Origin of the sequence: Acidiferrimicrobium sp. IK (assembly GCF_025499425.1) — a bacterium.
In the GTDB taxonomy this organism is placed as follows: Bacteria; Actinomycetota; Acidimicrobiia; order Acidimicrobiales; family Palsa-688; genus Acidiferrimicrobium.
Window position 1 is genome coordinate 177,769 of the sequence record NZ_JAIMCB010000005.1, and the last position, 14,818, is coordinate 192,586.

Consider the following 14,818-nt stretch of genomic DNA (forward strand, 5'->3'; position numbering starts at 1 on the left):
TCACAGCTGGTCGCTGAGACGCCCGCCGGCTTCGCTGCGCCGAGCGCAGCTCACGGCGAAGTCCCCGTCGGGGTCGGTCCACCAGCCGACCATCTCGAACCCGTGGGCGGCCAGCTCGCGGCTCACGCCGACCCTCCGGAATTTGGCCGACACCTCGGTGCTGATCTCCTCGCCGTCGAGCAGCTCGAGCTTCATGTCCAGCGCGAGGATGCGCACGCTTTGGGCTCCCAGGCTGCGCACGCCCATCTCGATGCGCTCGAGGTCGGGGTCCCACCGGGCGACGTACCCGAAGCGCTCGAGATCGAAGTCGGCGCCCAGCTCGTGGTTGAGCACGGCCAGCACGTTGGTCTCGAACGCCGCGGTGACCCCCTCGGCGTCGTCGTAGGCCGCGACGAGACGGGCCGGGTCCTTGACCAAGTCGGTGCCGAGCAGCAGCCATTCGCCGGGTTCGAGCGCGGCGGCCATGGTGGAGAAAAACCGAAGCCGGTTGGGTTCGTCGAAGTTGCCGATGGTCCCGCCGAGGAACGCGACCATCCGCCCCGGGCCCGGTGACAGCCGGTCCAGGTGCCGCTCGAAGTCACCGACGATGCCTTCCACGACCAGCTCCTCGTGCGCCTCTGACAGGTCGGCCACCGCAGCTCGAAGGGTCGGCTCCGCGACATCGAAGGCCACGAACCGCCGCAGCGACCCCTGAGCCTGGAGGGCGGCGATCAGCAGCCGGGTCTTCTCCGAGGTGCCCGAGCCCAGCTCGATGAGGGTGGTGGCCGGCGCCACCGCTGCGATCTCGGGGGCGTGCGCGGCCAGCAGGGCCCGCTCCGCCCTGGTCGGGTAGTACTCCGGTAGCTCGGTGATGGCCTCGAACAGCTCGCAGCCCCGCTGGTCGTAGAGCCACTTCGCGGGGAGCCATTTGGGATCGGAGGTCAACCCGACCCGGACGTCGCTGGCCAGGCTGGCGGCCACGTCCTCGGGGGTCAGGTGGACCTCGACGGGCTGGGAGTCGGTGGTCGTCATGACGAGGGCATCGCTCCTTCCAGACGCACGTCTGCGCGCCCGATGGATGCGTCGCACCCTACCCAGCTAGGCGAAAGTTATGGCCCCGTCTGACCCTTACGATCCGGTGACAGTCCACGTCGCGCCCGAGCTCAAAAGGGCGGCCAGGTCACCGGGCCCCTTCTGCTCGGACGCGTGGCGGACCTGCTGGTTGACCATCGACCCGTAGTCGGGGCGCTCGACGGCGCGGAACACACCGATGGGCGTGGGGCTAGTCGGGCCGTCGGACAGGCGGGAGAGGGCGAAGGCCACGCTCGGGTCCGGCCGGGTTTCGTCGTGGATGGCGAGGGCGTCCTCGCCGACGTCCGCGACGTCCACGATCCGGGCTCCTTCGGCGGTGACCACCACGCCTCTTTCCCCTTCGGCGCCGAAGCGGATCGGTTCCCCGTGCACCAGGTTGATCAGCATCCTGGGCCGGTTGTCCTTGGTCAGGATCGCCTCGAAAGCACCGTCGTTGAACACGTTGCAGTTCTGGTAGACCTCGACGAGCGCGGCGCCCTTGTGCTCGTAGGCCCGCTTGAAGGTGGCCATCATGTGCTTGCGGTCCATGTCGTGGGTGCGGGCCACGAAGCTGGCCTCCGCTCCGAGCGCCAAGCTGACCGGGTTGTACGGGTGGTCCAGGGAGCCGAACGGCGTCGACTTGGTGACCTTGCCGGTCTCAGACGTCGGGCTGTACTGGCCCTTGGTCAGGCCGTAGATCTGGTTGTTGAACAGCAGGATGGTGATGTCGACGTTGCGGCGCAGGGCGTGGAGCAGATGGTTGCCGCCGATCGACAGCGCGTCTCCGTCCCCGGTGATCACCCACACGTGCAGGTCGGGCCGGGACACCGCCAGCCCCGTCGCCAGCGCCGGCGCCCGGCCGTGGATGGAATGCACGCCGTAGGTGTCCATGTAGTACGGGAAGCGGGAGCTGCACCCGATGCCCGAGATGAACACGGTGTCCTCCCGCCGGGCGCCCAGCTCGGGCATCAGCATCTGCACCGCGGTGAGGATCGAGTAGTCCCCGCAGCCGGGGCACCAGCGGATCTCCTGGTCGCTGGTCCAGTCCTTCTTCGTCGTCACGGGGACGGCCACGTCGGTCATGCGCTTAGTTTCCCTTCGAGTCGGAGGCCGCCGCGGGGGCGTCGGCGGAGAGCAGGTCGAGCACCGCCCGCTCGATCTCGCCGGCCCGGAACGGCTGGCCGGACATCTTGTTGAGGCCCTTCGCGTCGACGAGGAACCGGGCCCGCACCAGGGTGGACAGCTGACCGAGGTTCATCTCCGGTACCAGCACGGTGCGGTACCGGCGCAGGACCTCGCCCAGGTTGGCGGGGAACGGGTTTAGGTGGCGGAGGTGGGCGTGCGCGACGTGATGGCCTTGCAGCCGCACCCGGCGCAGACCCGCCGCGATGGCGCCGTAGGTGCTGCCCCACCCGAGGACCAGCAGCTCGGCGTCCCCGTCGGGGTCGTCGACCTCGACGAGGGGGATGTCCCTGGCGATGCCGGCGATCTTGTCGACCCGCAGGTGGACCATCTTCTCGTGGTTGGCCGGGTCGTAGCTGACCGTCCCCGCGCCGTCGGCCTTCTCCAAGCCGCCGATGCGGTGCTCGAGGCCGGGCGTGCCGGGAACCGCCCACGGCCGGGCCAGGGTCTCGGCGTCGCGGAGGTAGGGCCAGAACTCCTCGCCGCCGTCGGCGCGGGTGTGGTTGGGGGCGGTCGCGAAGTCGACGCTGATGTCGGGCAGGCTGTCGACGTCGGGGATCTTCCACGGCTCGGCGCCGTTGGCCAGGTAGCCGTCGGAGAGCAGGAACACCGGGGTGCGGTACTTCACCGCGATGCGGGCCGCCTCGATCGCCGCGAAGAAGCAGTCGCCCGGGGTGTCGGGGGCGACGATCGGGACCGGCGCCTCGCCGTGACGGCCGAACATCGCCTGGAGCAGGTCGGCTTGCTCGGTCTTGGTCGGCAGGCCGGTAGAAGGACCGCCGCGCTGGATGTCGATGATGACCAGCGGCAGCTCGAGGTTGACGGCCAAGCCGATCGTCTCGGTCTTCAAGTCGATGCCCGGGCCGCTGGTGGTGGTGACGCCGAGCGACCCCCCGTAGGAGGCGCCCAGCGCGGCGCCGATGCCGGCGATCTCGTCCTCGGCCTGCACGGTGCGCACGCCGAAGTTTTTGTGCTTGGACAGCTCGTGGAGGATGTCCGACGCAGGGGTGATCGGGTAGCTCCCGAGGAACAGCGGCAGCTTGGCCAGCTGTCCCGCCGCGACCAAGCCCCACGCCAGGGCGGTGTTGCCCGACACGTTGGTGTACTCGCCGGGTTCGAGCGCGGCGGGCTTGACGATGTAGTTGGACTCGAAAAGCTCGGCGGTCTCGCCGAAGTTGTACCCGGCCTTGAAGGCCAGGACGTTGGCGGTTTTGACCATTTCGTTCTTGGCGAACTTGGCCTCGATCCAGGCGATCGTGGTCTCGACCGGCCGGGTGTACATCCAGGAGATGACCCCGAGAGCGAAGAGATTCTTGGACCGTTCGGCGTCCCGGGGCTTGGTCCCCGACGGCTTGACCGCCTCGAGGGTGATCGACGTCATCGGGATCTCGTAGACGGTGAAGTCTTTGAGGGTGCCGTCCTCCAGCGGGTTGGACACGTACCCGGCCTTGGCCAGCGCCCGCTCGTCGAAGCTGTCGCTGTTGACGATGATGGTCCCTGCCGGCGCGACGTCTTTGAGGTTGGCTCGCAGCGCCGCGGGGTTCATGGCGACCAGCACGCTCGGGTTGTCGCCCGGCGTGAGGATGTCGTGGTCGGAGATGTGGACCTGGAACGCCGAGACCCCCGCCAGGGTGCCGGCGGGGGCCCGGATCTCGGCCGGGAAGTCCGGCAGCGTCGACAGGTCGTTGCCGAAGATGGCCGACGACTCGGTGAAGCGGTCACCGGTGAGCTGCATGCCGTCGCCCGAGTCACCGGCGAACCGGATGACCACCCGATCCAACTCGATGGTGTTCGGAGGAGCGGTGCGCGGCGGAATGGCGGTATCGGCCATCGAGGGTCCCTTCCCTGCAAATACGAGAGCTGGGGTTTACTCTAGGGCGCCGACATCCATTTCCTCAGGTTCGGTTGTGTTCCCGGCCCGAGACCAGCCTGGTTGTGACCGACGCCACAGGCCGAGGCGAGATCTGAGCCCGACCCGTGCCCGCTGCGCCGGCGGGGATCAAGCGACGGTGACCGACTTGTCCAGGTAGACGTCTTGGATGGCGTGGATCAGGTCGACACCCTCGCTAGTTGGGCGCTGGAAGGCCTTACGCCCGACGATCAGCCCCGCTCCGCCGGCCCGCTTGTTGATCACTGCGGTGCGGACCGCTTGGGCCAGGTCGTTTTGCCCCTTGGACTCGCCTCCGCTGTTGATCAGCGGGCTGCGACCCATGTAGCAGTTGACTACCTGCCAGCGGGTCAGGTCGATCGGGTGGTTGGTCGTCAGGCTGTCGTACACCAGTGGGTCGGTGCGGCCGAAGCCGATGGCGCCGTAGCCGTTGTTGTTCTCCGGCTGCTTCTGCTTGATGATGTCGGCCTCGATGGTCACGCCCATGTGGTTGGCCTGCCCCGTCAGGTCGGCGGAGGTCGAGTAGTCGACCCCGTCCTTCTTGAAGGCGCTGTTGCGCAGGTAGCACCACAGCACGGTGAACATGCCGAGGGCGTGAGCCTCTTGGAACGCCTCGGAGACCTCCTGGATCTGGCGGGTCTCCTCGTCGGATCCGAAGTAGATCGTGGCCCCGACGCCGGCGGCTCCGAGCTCGAAGGCGGCCTGCACCGACGTGTACATCACCTGGTCGTACTTGGCCGGGTAGGTGAGCAGCTCGCTGTGGTTGAGCTTCACGATGAAGGGGATCTTGTGCACGTACTTCCGGCTCACCGCCCCGAGGACGCCGTAGGTGGTGGCCACCGCGTTGCAGCCGCCTTCGATCGCCAACTCCACGATCTTGGCCGGGTCAAAGTAGGCGGGGTTCTTGGCGAAGCTGGCCGCGCCGGAGTGTTCGATGCCCTGGTCGACGGGGAGGATCGAGATGTAGCCGGTGCCGCCCAGGCGGCCGTGACCGTAGAGCTGGCCGAGGCTTCGCAGGACCGGCGCCGGGCGGTCGGTCCCCGACACGATGCGGTCGATGAAGTCACCACCTGGAAGGTGCAGGTCGTCGCGGGCGACGGTCTTGCACTCGTGTCCAAGCAGCGATTCGGCCTCGTCGCCGAGAAGGGTTTGTAGGTCCATCGTGGTCAGCTCCTCGAGCTCGTATGGATGCACCCAGAGCCTAGGCGCGAGCGTCGCTACGGTAGCCAGGTGAGCTCGATCCCCCCGCGTCGGCTGGTCGCCACCGACCTCGACGGGACGCTGCTCGACGCGTCGGGGAAGGTGACGCCGCGCACCGCGGCCGCCGTCGTCGCCGCGAGGGCCGCGGGCATCCACGTGGTCCCCGTCACCGGCCGGCCGCCTCAGGCCATGTGGAGCGCAGTCGACGGCGCCGGTTTGGGGCCCTATGCGGTGTGTTCCAACGGCGCGGTCACCATCGACATGGAGGAGCGCACCGTCGTGGAGGAACTCAACTTGTCGGCCGCGATCGCCACCCGGCTGGTGGAGCGGGTCCGCGCCGCTATCCCGGGCGCGGTGTTCGCCACCGACAACCTGGACCGCTTCTGCCACGAGACCAGCTTCTTCGACCGGCCGGTCACGTGGGAGGAGGAGATCGAGGAGGTGCCCGACATCAAAGCGGCGCTCGAGCAGCCGTGCATCAAGTTGATCGTCCGTCTTCCCGGCACCGGGGCGTTGGAGCTCATCGCCATGCTCGAAGGGGTGGTCGGCGAGGAGGGGCACACCACCACCTCCGGGCTGGACTGGGTGGACATCGGGGCGCCGGGCATCACCAAGGCCTATGCCCTCGAGCGGGTGTGCGCCCGCCTCGGGGTTCACGTCGACGACGTAGTAGCGGTCGGCGACAACCACAACGACTTGTCGGTGTTGGGGTGGGCCGGGACGGCGATGGCGCCGTCCAACGCGGTGGCCGAGGTGCTCGCTCTCGCCGATCGGGTGCTGCCCCACCACGACCGGGAGGGCGTGGCGGTGCTGCTCGAGGAGATGGCCAGGGGCTGAGGCTCCCGGGGTGAGCCTCGGGTCCGGCCGGGGTTGAGCAGACGGCGCGAGCCGGTGCCGGCGTGCGGGTTTGTGACGTCTGCTCCCCGCTTTCGCTCCGGGGCCCGCCCCACCGCGCGCCGCCCCGCGGCTAGCCCCCGGGGCTCGCCGGTTCTAGCTGCTGGCCGCCCGTTTGGGGTCGCCGGTCCCTCCGGGGCGAAACTCGCTGGCCCCGGTCCGGGCGGTTTGCCAGACTCGTCCTCCCGCCGGCTGCCCTGCCGGAAGGTCCCGGCCGGCGGGCGGCGGCCGGACCGGGCTGCCTCCGGCGGGGCACCAGGAGCACGCTCCACTCGCGGAGCACGACACGAGGAGCAGGGTGGACACGACCGAAGGCGTCGCGGCGACGCCGCGCCAGACGATCCGGTACTGCGCGGACCTGGCCCGCCCGTACCGCCGGCACCTTCTGGGAGGGGCCGTCGCTCTCGTCGTCGGTGTCGGCATCAGCGACGTGGCCACGCCGCTGGTGTTCGCCGCGGTCCTCGACCGCATCGCGACGCTGCGCCCAGGCCGCGGCGGGTTGTGGCCGCACTTCGGCAGCCTCATCGTGCTCTACGCGGTGCTGGTGGTGGCCGGTCAGGTGGTGTTTCGGGTCTCGGGGTGGCTGCAGTGGGAAGGGTCCCTGAAGGCGTTCGCCAACGCCATCCACCGCAGTTTCGAGCGGTTGTTGAACCTCGGCTACCGGTGGCACATCGACCACGCCGCCGGCGAGGTCGCGTCGTCGCTCAGCTCGTTCTCCTGGGCCATGGTCGACGGGCTCGACACTCTGCAGTGGGGCGTGCTGCGCATCGCCGTCGTCGTCCTGGCCGCCGTCGTGGTCCTGGCCGTCGTCGCGTGGCCGGTCGCGGTGGTCATCCTGGTCCTGGCCGCGGCGTTCGCGGTGATCGTCGTCAAGCGGTCCGGTCCCGTCAGCGAGGCGTCCAAGCAGTTCTCAGAGGCCCACTCGCGAGCCGAAGGCACCGCCGCGGACGTGATCCGCAACGTCGTGACGGTGCTGACCGCGGCTGGCGAGCCGGCCGAGTCCCGCCTGGTCGAGTCTCTCCTGGCGGAGTCCGTACGCGCCGACCTGGTCGGCCGGCGGGTGTTCACCGTTACCCGGGCGTGGATGGGCGGCGCGGTCGGGATGATGACGTGGGGGTCGATGCTGGTCGGGATCCTCCTAGCCGTGCAGGGCCGGGTCCACACCGGCGTGATCTACCTGACGCTGTTCTACGCCGCCGAGGTTTCCGGGCAGCTGCTCGACAGCTTCCAGGAGATCCGCAAGCTGAGCCGAGGGCTCGGTCGGGCCGCGAAGCTGGTGGGGCTGGTCAACACCCCGCCGGCGGTGGTCGATTCCCCGTCGGCCCAGGAGCTGGTCGTGGATGGAGGCGAGCTGCGCTTCGAGCACGTCCGCTTCTCCTACTCGCCGGAGCAACCGCTCCTCGAGGGCTTCGAGCTGTCGTTGAGCCCAGGCGAGCACGTCGGCGTCGTGGGACCGTCCGGCAGCGGCAAGTCGACGATCTCCAGACTGGTCCTGCGCCTGATGGACCTCGACGGCGGGAGGATCCTCATCGACGGTCAGGACATCGCCGAGGTGACCCAGGCCAGCCTGCGCCGGTCGATCTCCTACGTGCCCCAGGACCCCCAGATGCTGCACCGGTCGATCGCCGACAACATCTGGTACGGCCAGCCCGGGGTCCCTGACCGGGCTCGCGTCGCAGCGGTCGGGCGAGCGGCTCACGTCGCCGAGTTCGTCAACGCCCTCCCCGAGGGGTACGGGACCGTCGTCGGCGAGCGGGGGCTCAAGCTCTCCGGCGGCCAACGCCAGCGAGTCGCCATCGCCCAGGCCATGCTGAAAGCCGCCCCCCTACTGATCCTCGACGAGGCCACCAGCGCGTTGGACTCGGCCAGCGAGCTGCTGGTGCAGGAGGCGTTGTGGCGGCTGATGGCCGGGTCGACGGCCTTGGTGGTCGCCCACCGGCTTTCGACCATCGCCCAGCTGGATCGCATCGTCGTGGTCGAGGACGGGCGGATCTCCGAGATCGGCACCCACCGCGAGTTGCTCCACGCCAGCCCGGTGGGCACCTACCGACGCCTGTGGGAGCACCAGTCGGGCGGGTTCATCACCGCGTAGGCCCTCGTTGGGAGCCTGTCGCACCCCGTCGATAGCCTGGGGTAGACGTCTTGCCGGGGTGGTTCCTCCCGGCGGTCTCTCGCCGGCCGTTGCGCCGGCCGTCTCGCCGCTGGCGTTCGCAGCCGGCGGCATCCGGCGTGGTTCGACCCGGCGCGCAGAGGCGGGAACCGGACCACCGTTCAGAGGAGAGCGCGGAGATGCTCAACTACGTGGTGCTGCACGGCACCCTGACCAGGTCGGCCCGGGCGCAGGTGCTGGCCTCCGAGGCGGTCCTGCTGCGGTTGGAGCTTCGCACCCGTACCGGTGACGGGCCGGCCGACAGCGTGCCGGTGGTGTGGTTCGATCCCCCGGCGTGGGGTCCGTCCCTCGAAGCTGACGCCGACTTGGTCGTCGTCGGTCGGGTCCGCCGGAGGTTCTTCTCCGCCGGCGGAGCGACGCAGAGCCGTACCGAGGTCGTCGCCGACCGGGTGGTGCGGGCCGGGTCCCGGCGCCGGGCGGCCAGGGCCTTGGTGGAGGCCGCCGTCAGCCTTGAGGCCGCTGCGGTCGCCGTCGAGCAGGGTTGACCCGCTCGCCGCCGGGCAGTGACGATCCCGCCGACCGCCGACCGCGGACCGCCGACCGCGGGCCGCCGGGCTCGGTCGCGGGCCGGCACGGCCCGGCAGCTGGCCGGCGGCGGCTCAGGCTGCTGACCGGCGGGGCCGGCCCGTAGGGCAGCGCCCCGACCGTCAGCGCAGCGCCCGCAGCCGCTGCCGGACGTCGAACGCCTCGGGATCGGCGGTGCCTACCCGGCCGAAGAGGTCACGGGCGCGGGGCAGGTCCCCGGCTCGCTCGTAGAGGTCGGCCAGGGCGTACCACTGGCGCAGGTGGTGCTCCTGGGGGTGGTTGACCCGCTTGGATGACCGCTCCAGTACGGCGATGGCCCCTTGCAGGTCCCCCTGGTCGGCTCTGCACCCGGCCGCGACGATGCGGCCCTCGGCTACCAGCTCGGCGGAAGGGGACGCCTCGCGCAGGTCGTCCCACAGGGCCTCGGCCGCCGGATAGCGGTGAAGCGCCCGGTAGCAGTCGGCGAGGACCGGATGCTGGTCGTAGGAGCCGCTCAGCTCCTTGTACCGCTCGAGGTGCTTGGCCGCCTGCGCCCATTGCCCCATCCGGTACAGCGTCAGCCCGTAGAGCTCCTGCACCGCGACCGCGTCGGGGAGTTCCTCCACCAGGGGCCGCAGCATGCGGCGCGCCTCTTGGTAGCGCTCCCGGTCGTAGGCGTGCGAGGCGTCAGCCAGACGGCCAGCCAACTTCGCGCCTCTGGTCGCGCCGGCGGCCGAGGACAGCTCGTCGACCACCGGGCGGGGCACCGTGTGGCGCGGCGATCCCACGGTCGTCTCGGCGCCGCTCTCCTCGCGCCGGGAAGCCGCCTCACGGCGGGCGCGGTCGGTGCGGCGCTCCTCCCGCCCGGTGATCCGCCCGTCGCCGTCCGCCGGGCGGCCTGCGCCCGCCCGGGGCGCAGCGTCGACCTCCTCTTCGGGCTCGAGCACCCAGACCTCGTCGGGTTCCCACCCGGCGCCGTCGTCGCCATCGGCTCGACTGACCGCGGCGCGCCACTCCTCCGATGCGCTGGGCCCGCTGTCGTCTCTTAGCGCCCTGGCGCCGCGGCGAGCCACGCTGCCCCAGCCGGCAGTGCCGCGCTCGGGCTGCTCGTCGCGACCGGCGCCGCGCCCGGCCGGGCGGCCACCGAAGCCCTGGCCGGCGCGTTCTTCCCTGTCGGGGCGCCGGCGGGCGGGCTGGTCGCTGGCATCGAACCGGCTGCTGCTGGCGCCGTCGGGGCGCCGCCCGCGCCGGCCGTCCCGGTCCGTCCCGCGCTCGGCGGCGTCGCGGCCGTAGGGCGCTCCCCCCCGTCTTCCTGCGGCCGGCTCCTCACCGCCAGGCGCGTCCCGTCTGGGACCGCCGCCGAAGCGGTTGCCGCTAGCGCTACCGCTCCCGCCGAAGCGGCTGTCCCGGCCGCCGTCGCTGCCGCGGCCGAACCGGCTGTCCCTGCCGCTGTCGCGGCTGAACCGGCTGTCCCTGCCTCCGTCGGCGCGCTCGGCGCGACCGCGCCCAGAGCGCGCCCCGGGCTCGCGGCCCGACGTCGAAGCGCCATCGAACCGGCCGGTCGAGCGTTCTCCTCCTGGTCTGCCGGCAGCCGACCGCTCGCTGGACCGGCCGGCCCATCCGGTCGAACCACCGGACGGGCTGTCACCGCTCCGGCCGCGGTATTCGCCGCGCGCCGCGCCTCGAGGGGCCGGGGCACGCTCCTCCCAGGCCCCGCCGCGCCCAGGCGCATCCCGGCGTCCCCCGCCGTCGCGCCGGGGCGGGAAGCTGCCGCTGTCACGCCGGGCCGGGAACCCTCGGGCCGGCGCTGCGCTGGCCCCGCGTTCGCCACGGGCCGGAGTCCCGGCCCTCGACTGCCCCCCGGCGGCGCCAGCGCGGGCGTCGCGGCTGGCGCTCCAGTCCTGCCTGCCTCGGCTCGGCCCACCGGTGCCTTGGTCGCGGCTCCAGCCCCCGGAGCGCGCCGGACGGGCCGGTTGAGCACCGCCGTCGCGGCCGTAGCTACGCCCGCCGCCTCCGGCGCCGCCGCCCCTGCCGCTAGGAGCTCCACCACCCGAACCGGACCATCCCGTCCCGGACCGGCCTCCGCCGCGGTCGTCTTCTTGGCGCCACGCCTTGCGCAGCCCGCCGGCGCGATCCGTCCTGCCACCGCCCCATCCGCCACCTCCGCTGCCGGCGCCGCTCCTCCCGTTCCCGTCAGACCGTCTCGGTGCGGCCGGACGTCCCGCCCCGGAGCCCGGGACGCCTTGGCGGCGGCCTCGCTGCCAGTCGTCGTCGCGGGCGCTGGCGCGCCCGTCGCCGCCGTCTCCCCGGGGGGACCGGTTGCCCGATGGGCGCGGGCGCGGGGAACGGGGGGCTTCTGCCATCCCTTTATCGTACCGGGCCCCGGGGTGGCGCCCTCTCCCATCTCGGCGCCGATGCCAGAGCCAAAGCAAACGCGAAAAAGCCCCACGCCGAAGCGTGGGGCTTTCTCCAAGAATATTCCGGCGACGTCCTACTCTCCCAGGGGGAGACCCCCCAAGTACCATCGGCGCTGACGGGCTTAACTTCCGTGTTCGGGAAGGGAACGGGTGTGACTCCGTCGCTATGGCCACCGGAAACCTTGCTCAGTTGACACCCCGCGCCGAAGCAGCGAGGCGGGCAGCCACCTGTTGGTGGCGCCCCTGTGAGCGTTCCATAGCGAGCACGAGCGATTTGTCCCAAGCCCTCGGCCGATTAGTACCGGTCGGCTGAACACATTACTGTGCGTACACCTCCGGCCTATCAACGTGGTCGTCTACCACAGGCCTTACCTGGTTGACCCAGTGGGAAATCTCATCTTGGAACGAGCTTCGCACTTAGATGCTTTCAGCGCTTATCCCTTCCGAAGGTCGCCAACCAGCAGTGCCCTTGGCAGGACAACTGGCACACGAGAGCTTCGTCCGTCCCGGTCCTCTCGTACTAGGGACAGCCTTCCTCAGATTTCCTACGGCTACACCGGATAGGGACCGAACTGTCTCACGACGTTCTAAACCCAGCTCGCGTACCGCTTTAATGGGCGAACAGCCCAACCCTTGGGACCTACTTCAGCCCCAGGATGCGACGAGCCGACATCGAGGTGCCAAACCTTCCCGTCGATATGGACTCTTGGGGAAGATGAGCCTGTTATCCCCGGGGTACCTTTTATCCGTTGAGCGACGGCGCTTCCACACGCAACCGCCGGATCACTATGCCCTGCTTTCGCACCTGCTCGACCTGTAGGTCTCGCAGTCAAGCTCCCTTGTGCCATTGCACTCAACGGCTGATTGCCAACCAGCCTGAGGGAACCTTTGGGCGCCTCCGTTACCTTTTAGGAGGCGACCGCCCCAGTCAAACTACCCACCTGACGCTGTTCCCCATCCGGATAACGGACGTGGGTTAGATTCCCGTCACATGCAGGGTGGTATTTCAACGGTGACTCCACCCCGGCTAGCGCCGAAGCTTCCAAGTCTCCCACCTATCCTACACAACATGTAACAAAAACCAACATCAAGCTGTAGTGAAGGTCCACGGGGTCTTTCCGTCCTGGTGCAGCTAACGAGCATCTTTACTCGTACTTCAATTTCGCCGAGTCTGTGGTTGAGACAGTAGGAAAGTCGTTACGCCATTCGTGCAGGTCGGAACTTACCCGACAAGGAATTTCGCTACCTTAGGACCGTTATAGTTACGGCCGCCGTTTACCGGGGCTTAGGTTCAGAGCTTCGCCCTTGCGGACTAACCCTTCCCCGTAACCTTCCGGCACCGGGCAGGCGTCACAGGGTATACATCGTCTTAGGACTTCGCACCCTGCTGTGTTTTTAGTAAACAGTCGCTTTCCCCTGGTCTCTGCGGCCCCTTCAAGCTCGAGACGCTAGGTCTCTCACCCTAATGAGGCCCTCCTTCTCCCGAAGTTACGGAGGTATTTTGCCGAGTTCCTTAACCACAGTTCTCTCGATCGCCTTGGTATTCTCTACCCGCCCACCTGAGTTGGTTTGGGGTACGGGCACCGTGCCAACTAACAACGACGCTTTTCTTGGCAGCATGGGATCAGTGACTTCGTCTAAAACGACTCGGCATCACGTCTCAGGATGTATGAGGCCCGGATTTGCCTGGTCCTCTCCCTACACGCTTACCCCAGAATCCAATAACTGGGATCACCTACCCTCCTGCGTCCCGCCGAAGCTGCCCGCATCAGGTCTGTCGGTTCGCCCGAAGGCAGCCCCTTAGTACCCCAAATTGGGATTGGCGCGGACACGGTGGTACCGGAATATCAACCGGTTGTGCATCGACTACGCCTCTCGGCCTCGCCTTAGCTCCCGACTCACCCTGGGAGGATTAGCCTTCCCCAGGAACCCTTGGGCTTACGGCGGAGGGGTTTCTCACCCCTCTCTCGCTACTCATTCCAGCATTCTCACTCGATCCCGCTCCACGACGGTTCACACCCCCGCTTCACTGCTGGATCGACGCTCCCCTACCGCCCCAGCTTGCGCTGAGGCCCGCGGCTTCGGCTCGGAACTTGAGCCCCGTTACATTGTCCGCGCAGGATCACTCGACCAGTGAGCTATTACGCACTCTTTTAAGGATGGCTGCTTCTGAGCCAACCTCCTGGCTGTCTGTGCAATCCCACATCGTTTACCACTTAGTTCCGAATTAGGGGCCTTAGCCGGCGATCTGGGCTGTTTCCCTTTCGACCAACGAAGCTCATCCCCCGTGGTCTCACTGCCAGACTCTGGAGCATCGGCATTCGGAGTTTGGTTGGGGTCAGTAAGCTTGTGGGCCCCCTAGCCCATCCAGTGCTCTACCTCCGATGCTGAACGTCTGACGCTGCACCTAAATGCATTTCGGGGAGAACCAGCTATCACCGAGTTTGCTTGGCCTTTCACCCCTATCCACAGGTCATCCCCCCTGTTTTCAACCAGGGTGGGTTCGGCCCTCCACGGGGTCTTACCCCCGCTTCAGCCTGCCCATGGATAGATCACTCGGCTTCGGGTCTACCGCCCGCGACTGAACGCCCTGTTCAGACTCGCTTTCGCTCCGGCTCCCCCTCACGGGTTAACCTTGCCACGAACGGTAACTCGCTGGATCATTCTTCAAAAGGCACGCCATCGCGGCCGACCACGAGGGTCGACGACGCTTTGACTGTTTGTAAACCAACGGTTTCAGGTACTATTTCACTCCCCTCCCGGGGTGCTTTTCACCTTTCCCTCACGGTACTAGTTCACTATCGGTCGCCTATGAGTACTTAGCCTTACGAAGTGGTCTTCGCAGATTCACACCGACTTTCACGGTTCCGGTGCTACTCGGGTGTCTGAACGGAGGCTGCTACCTTTCGCATACGGGACTCTTACCCTCTATGGTGCGACGTTCCAAAACGCTATCTGCTAGGTATCAGCTTTGTAACTCCGTGGAGGCGCTGGTGCACCTCCCATCAGATCCCACAACCCCGAACCGGCAACGCCACCAGGCTATTGCACCGGCTCGGTTTAGGCTCTTCCCGTTTCGCTCGCCGCTACTCAGGGAGTCACTGTTGTTTTCCTCTCCTCAGGGTACTGAGATGTTTCAATTCCCCTGGTTCCCTCTACCCGCCCTATGTGTTCAAGCGGGAGTACCACAGTCAAGCTGTGGTGGGTTTCCCCATTCGGACATCCACGGATCGAAGCTTGGTAGGCAGCTCCCCGTGGCTTATCGCAGCCACCCACGTCCTTCATCGGCTTTAGGCGCCAAGGCATCCACCGTTGGCTCTTTGTAGCTTGGAGAACAAAAAGATGCTCGTGCTCGCTATGGAATTCTCAAGGGGCAGAGGCACCGGGCCGCCGAGGCGACGGGGTGCCCGCACAGCAAGAGGTCGGCCCGAGGGCCGACGTTGCCGAAACTATTGATCACACCGGACGGCGGAGCCGTCGGCATGCGGGGGCTGTGCCCCCGGAAAACGGAAC

Annotated in this window: 8 protein-coding genes and 2 rRNA genes; 3 read left to right on the forward strand and 7 right to left on the reverse strand. The window is 68.2% G+C overall.

All coding sequences use genetic code 11. From position 1 onward, the window contains the following. From egtD to K6U06_RS10290, 4 genes are all read right to left on the reverse strand, one after another. Window positions 1–1,011: an L-histidine N(alpha)-methyltransferase gene (egtD, locus tag K6U06_RS10275; RefSeq protein WP_262321839.1), complete on the reverse strand. Its 1,011-nt coding sequence runs from the start codon at window positions 1,009–1,011 to the stop codon at window positions 1–3. Between the two features lie 96 nt (window positions 1,012–1,107). Further along, window positions 1,108–2,133 (reverse strand): 2-oxoacid:ferredoxin oxidoreductase subunit beta, encoded by a 1,026-nt coding sequence (locus tag K6U06_RS10280; protein WP_262321840.1) that lies wholly within the window; start codon window positions 2,131–2,133, stop codon window positions 1,108–1,110. Between the two features lie 4 nt (window positions 2,134–2,137). Further along, a complete protein-coding gene (locus tag K6U06_RS10285; RefSeq protein ID WP_262321841.1) occupies window positions 2,138–4,063 on the reverse strand; it encodes a 2-oxoacid:acceptor oxidoreductase subunit alpha in 1,926 nt (641 codons plus the stop codon). Window positions 4,064–4,231: 168 nt separating this feature from the next. Further along, complete coding sequence (locus tag K6U06_RS10290) at window positions 4,232–5,281, reverse strand: class I fructose-bisphosphate aldolase (protein WP_410051025.1); 1,050 nt, start codon at window positions 5,279–5,281, stop codon at window positions 4,232–4,234. 69 nt (window positions 5,282–5,350) lie between these two features. Between K6U06_RS10290 and K6U06_RS10295 the strand changes: the two genes are divergently transcribed. From K6U06_RS10295 to K6U06_RS10305, 3 genes are all read left to right on the forward strand, one after another. Beyond that, window positions 5,351–6,157: an HAD family hydrolase gene (locus K6U06_RS10295; protein ID WP_262321843.1), complete on the forward strand. Its 807-nt coding sequence runs from the start codon at window positions 5,351–5,353 to the stop codon at window positions 6,155–6,157. Between the two features lie 355 nt (window positions 6,158–6,512). Continuing rightward, window positions 6,513–8,306: an ABC transporter ATP-binding protein gene (locus K6U06_RS10300; protein WP_262321844.1), complete on the forward strand. Its 1,794-nt coding sequence runs from the start codon at window positions 6,513–6,515 to the stop codon at window positions 8,304–8,306. Between the two features lie 197 nt (window positions 8,307–8,503). Next, the gene (locus K6U06_RS10305) at window positions 8,504–8,869 is read left to right on the forward strand and encodes a hypothetical protein (protein WP_262321845.1); all 366 of its coding nucleotides are present in this window, start codon (window positions 8,504–8,506) and stop codon (window positions 8,867–8,869) included. A gap of 162 nt (window positions 8,870–9,031) precedes the next feature. Here K6U06_RS10305 and K6U06_RS10310 read toward each other — a convergent pair whose 3' ends face one another. The 3 genes from K6U06_RS10310 to K6U06_RS10320 all read right to left on the reverse strand — a co-directional run bounded on the left by K6U06_RS10310 (window position 9,032) and on the right by K6U06_RS10320 (window position 14,638). Further along, window positions 9,032–9,961, reverse strand: a complete 930-nt coding sequence (locus K6U06_RS10310; RefSeq protein WP_262321846.1) for a tetratricopeptide repeat protein — start codon at window positions 9,959–9,961, stop codon at window positions 9,032–9,034. 1,405 nt (window positions 9,962–11,366) lie between these two features. Continuing rightward, window positions 11,367–11,483: ribosomal RNA gene (gene rrf, locus K6U06_RS10315) — 5S ribosomal RNA — on the reverse strand. Between the two features lie 97 nt (window positions 11,484–11,580). Beyond that, window positions 11,581–14,638 (reverse strand): 23S ribosomal RNA (locus K6U06_RS10320). Between the last annotated feature and the right edge of the window lie 180 nt (window positions 14,639–14,818).

Bases quoted from the DNA above. Each gene is read 5' to 3' on its own strand.
- egtD (WP_262321839.1), bottom strand. From the start codon at position 1,011: ATGACGACCACCGACTCCCAGCCCGTCGAGGTCCACCTGACCCCCGAG.
- K6U06_RS10280 (WP_262321840.1), bottom strand. From the start codon at position 2,133: ATGACCGACGTGGCCGTCCCCGTGACGACGAAGAAGGACTGGACCAGC.
- K6U06_RS10285 (WP_262321841.1), bottom strand. From the start codon at position 4,063: ATGGCCGATACCGCCATTCCGCCGCGCACCGCTCCTCCGAACACCATC.
- K6U06_RS10290 (WP_410051025.1), bottom strand. From the start codon at position 5,281: ATGGACCTACAAACCCTTCTCGGCGACGAGGCCGAATCGCTGCTTGGA.
- K6U06_RS10305 (WP_262321845.1), top strand. From the start codon at position 8,504: ATGCTCAACTACGTGGTGCTGCACGGCACCCTGACCAGGTCGGCCCGG.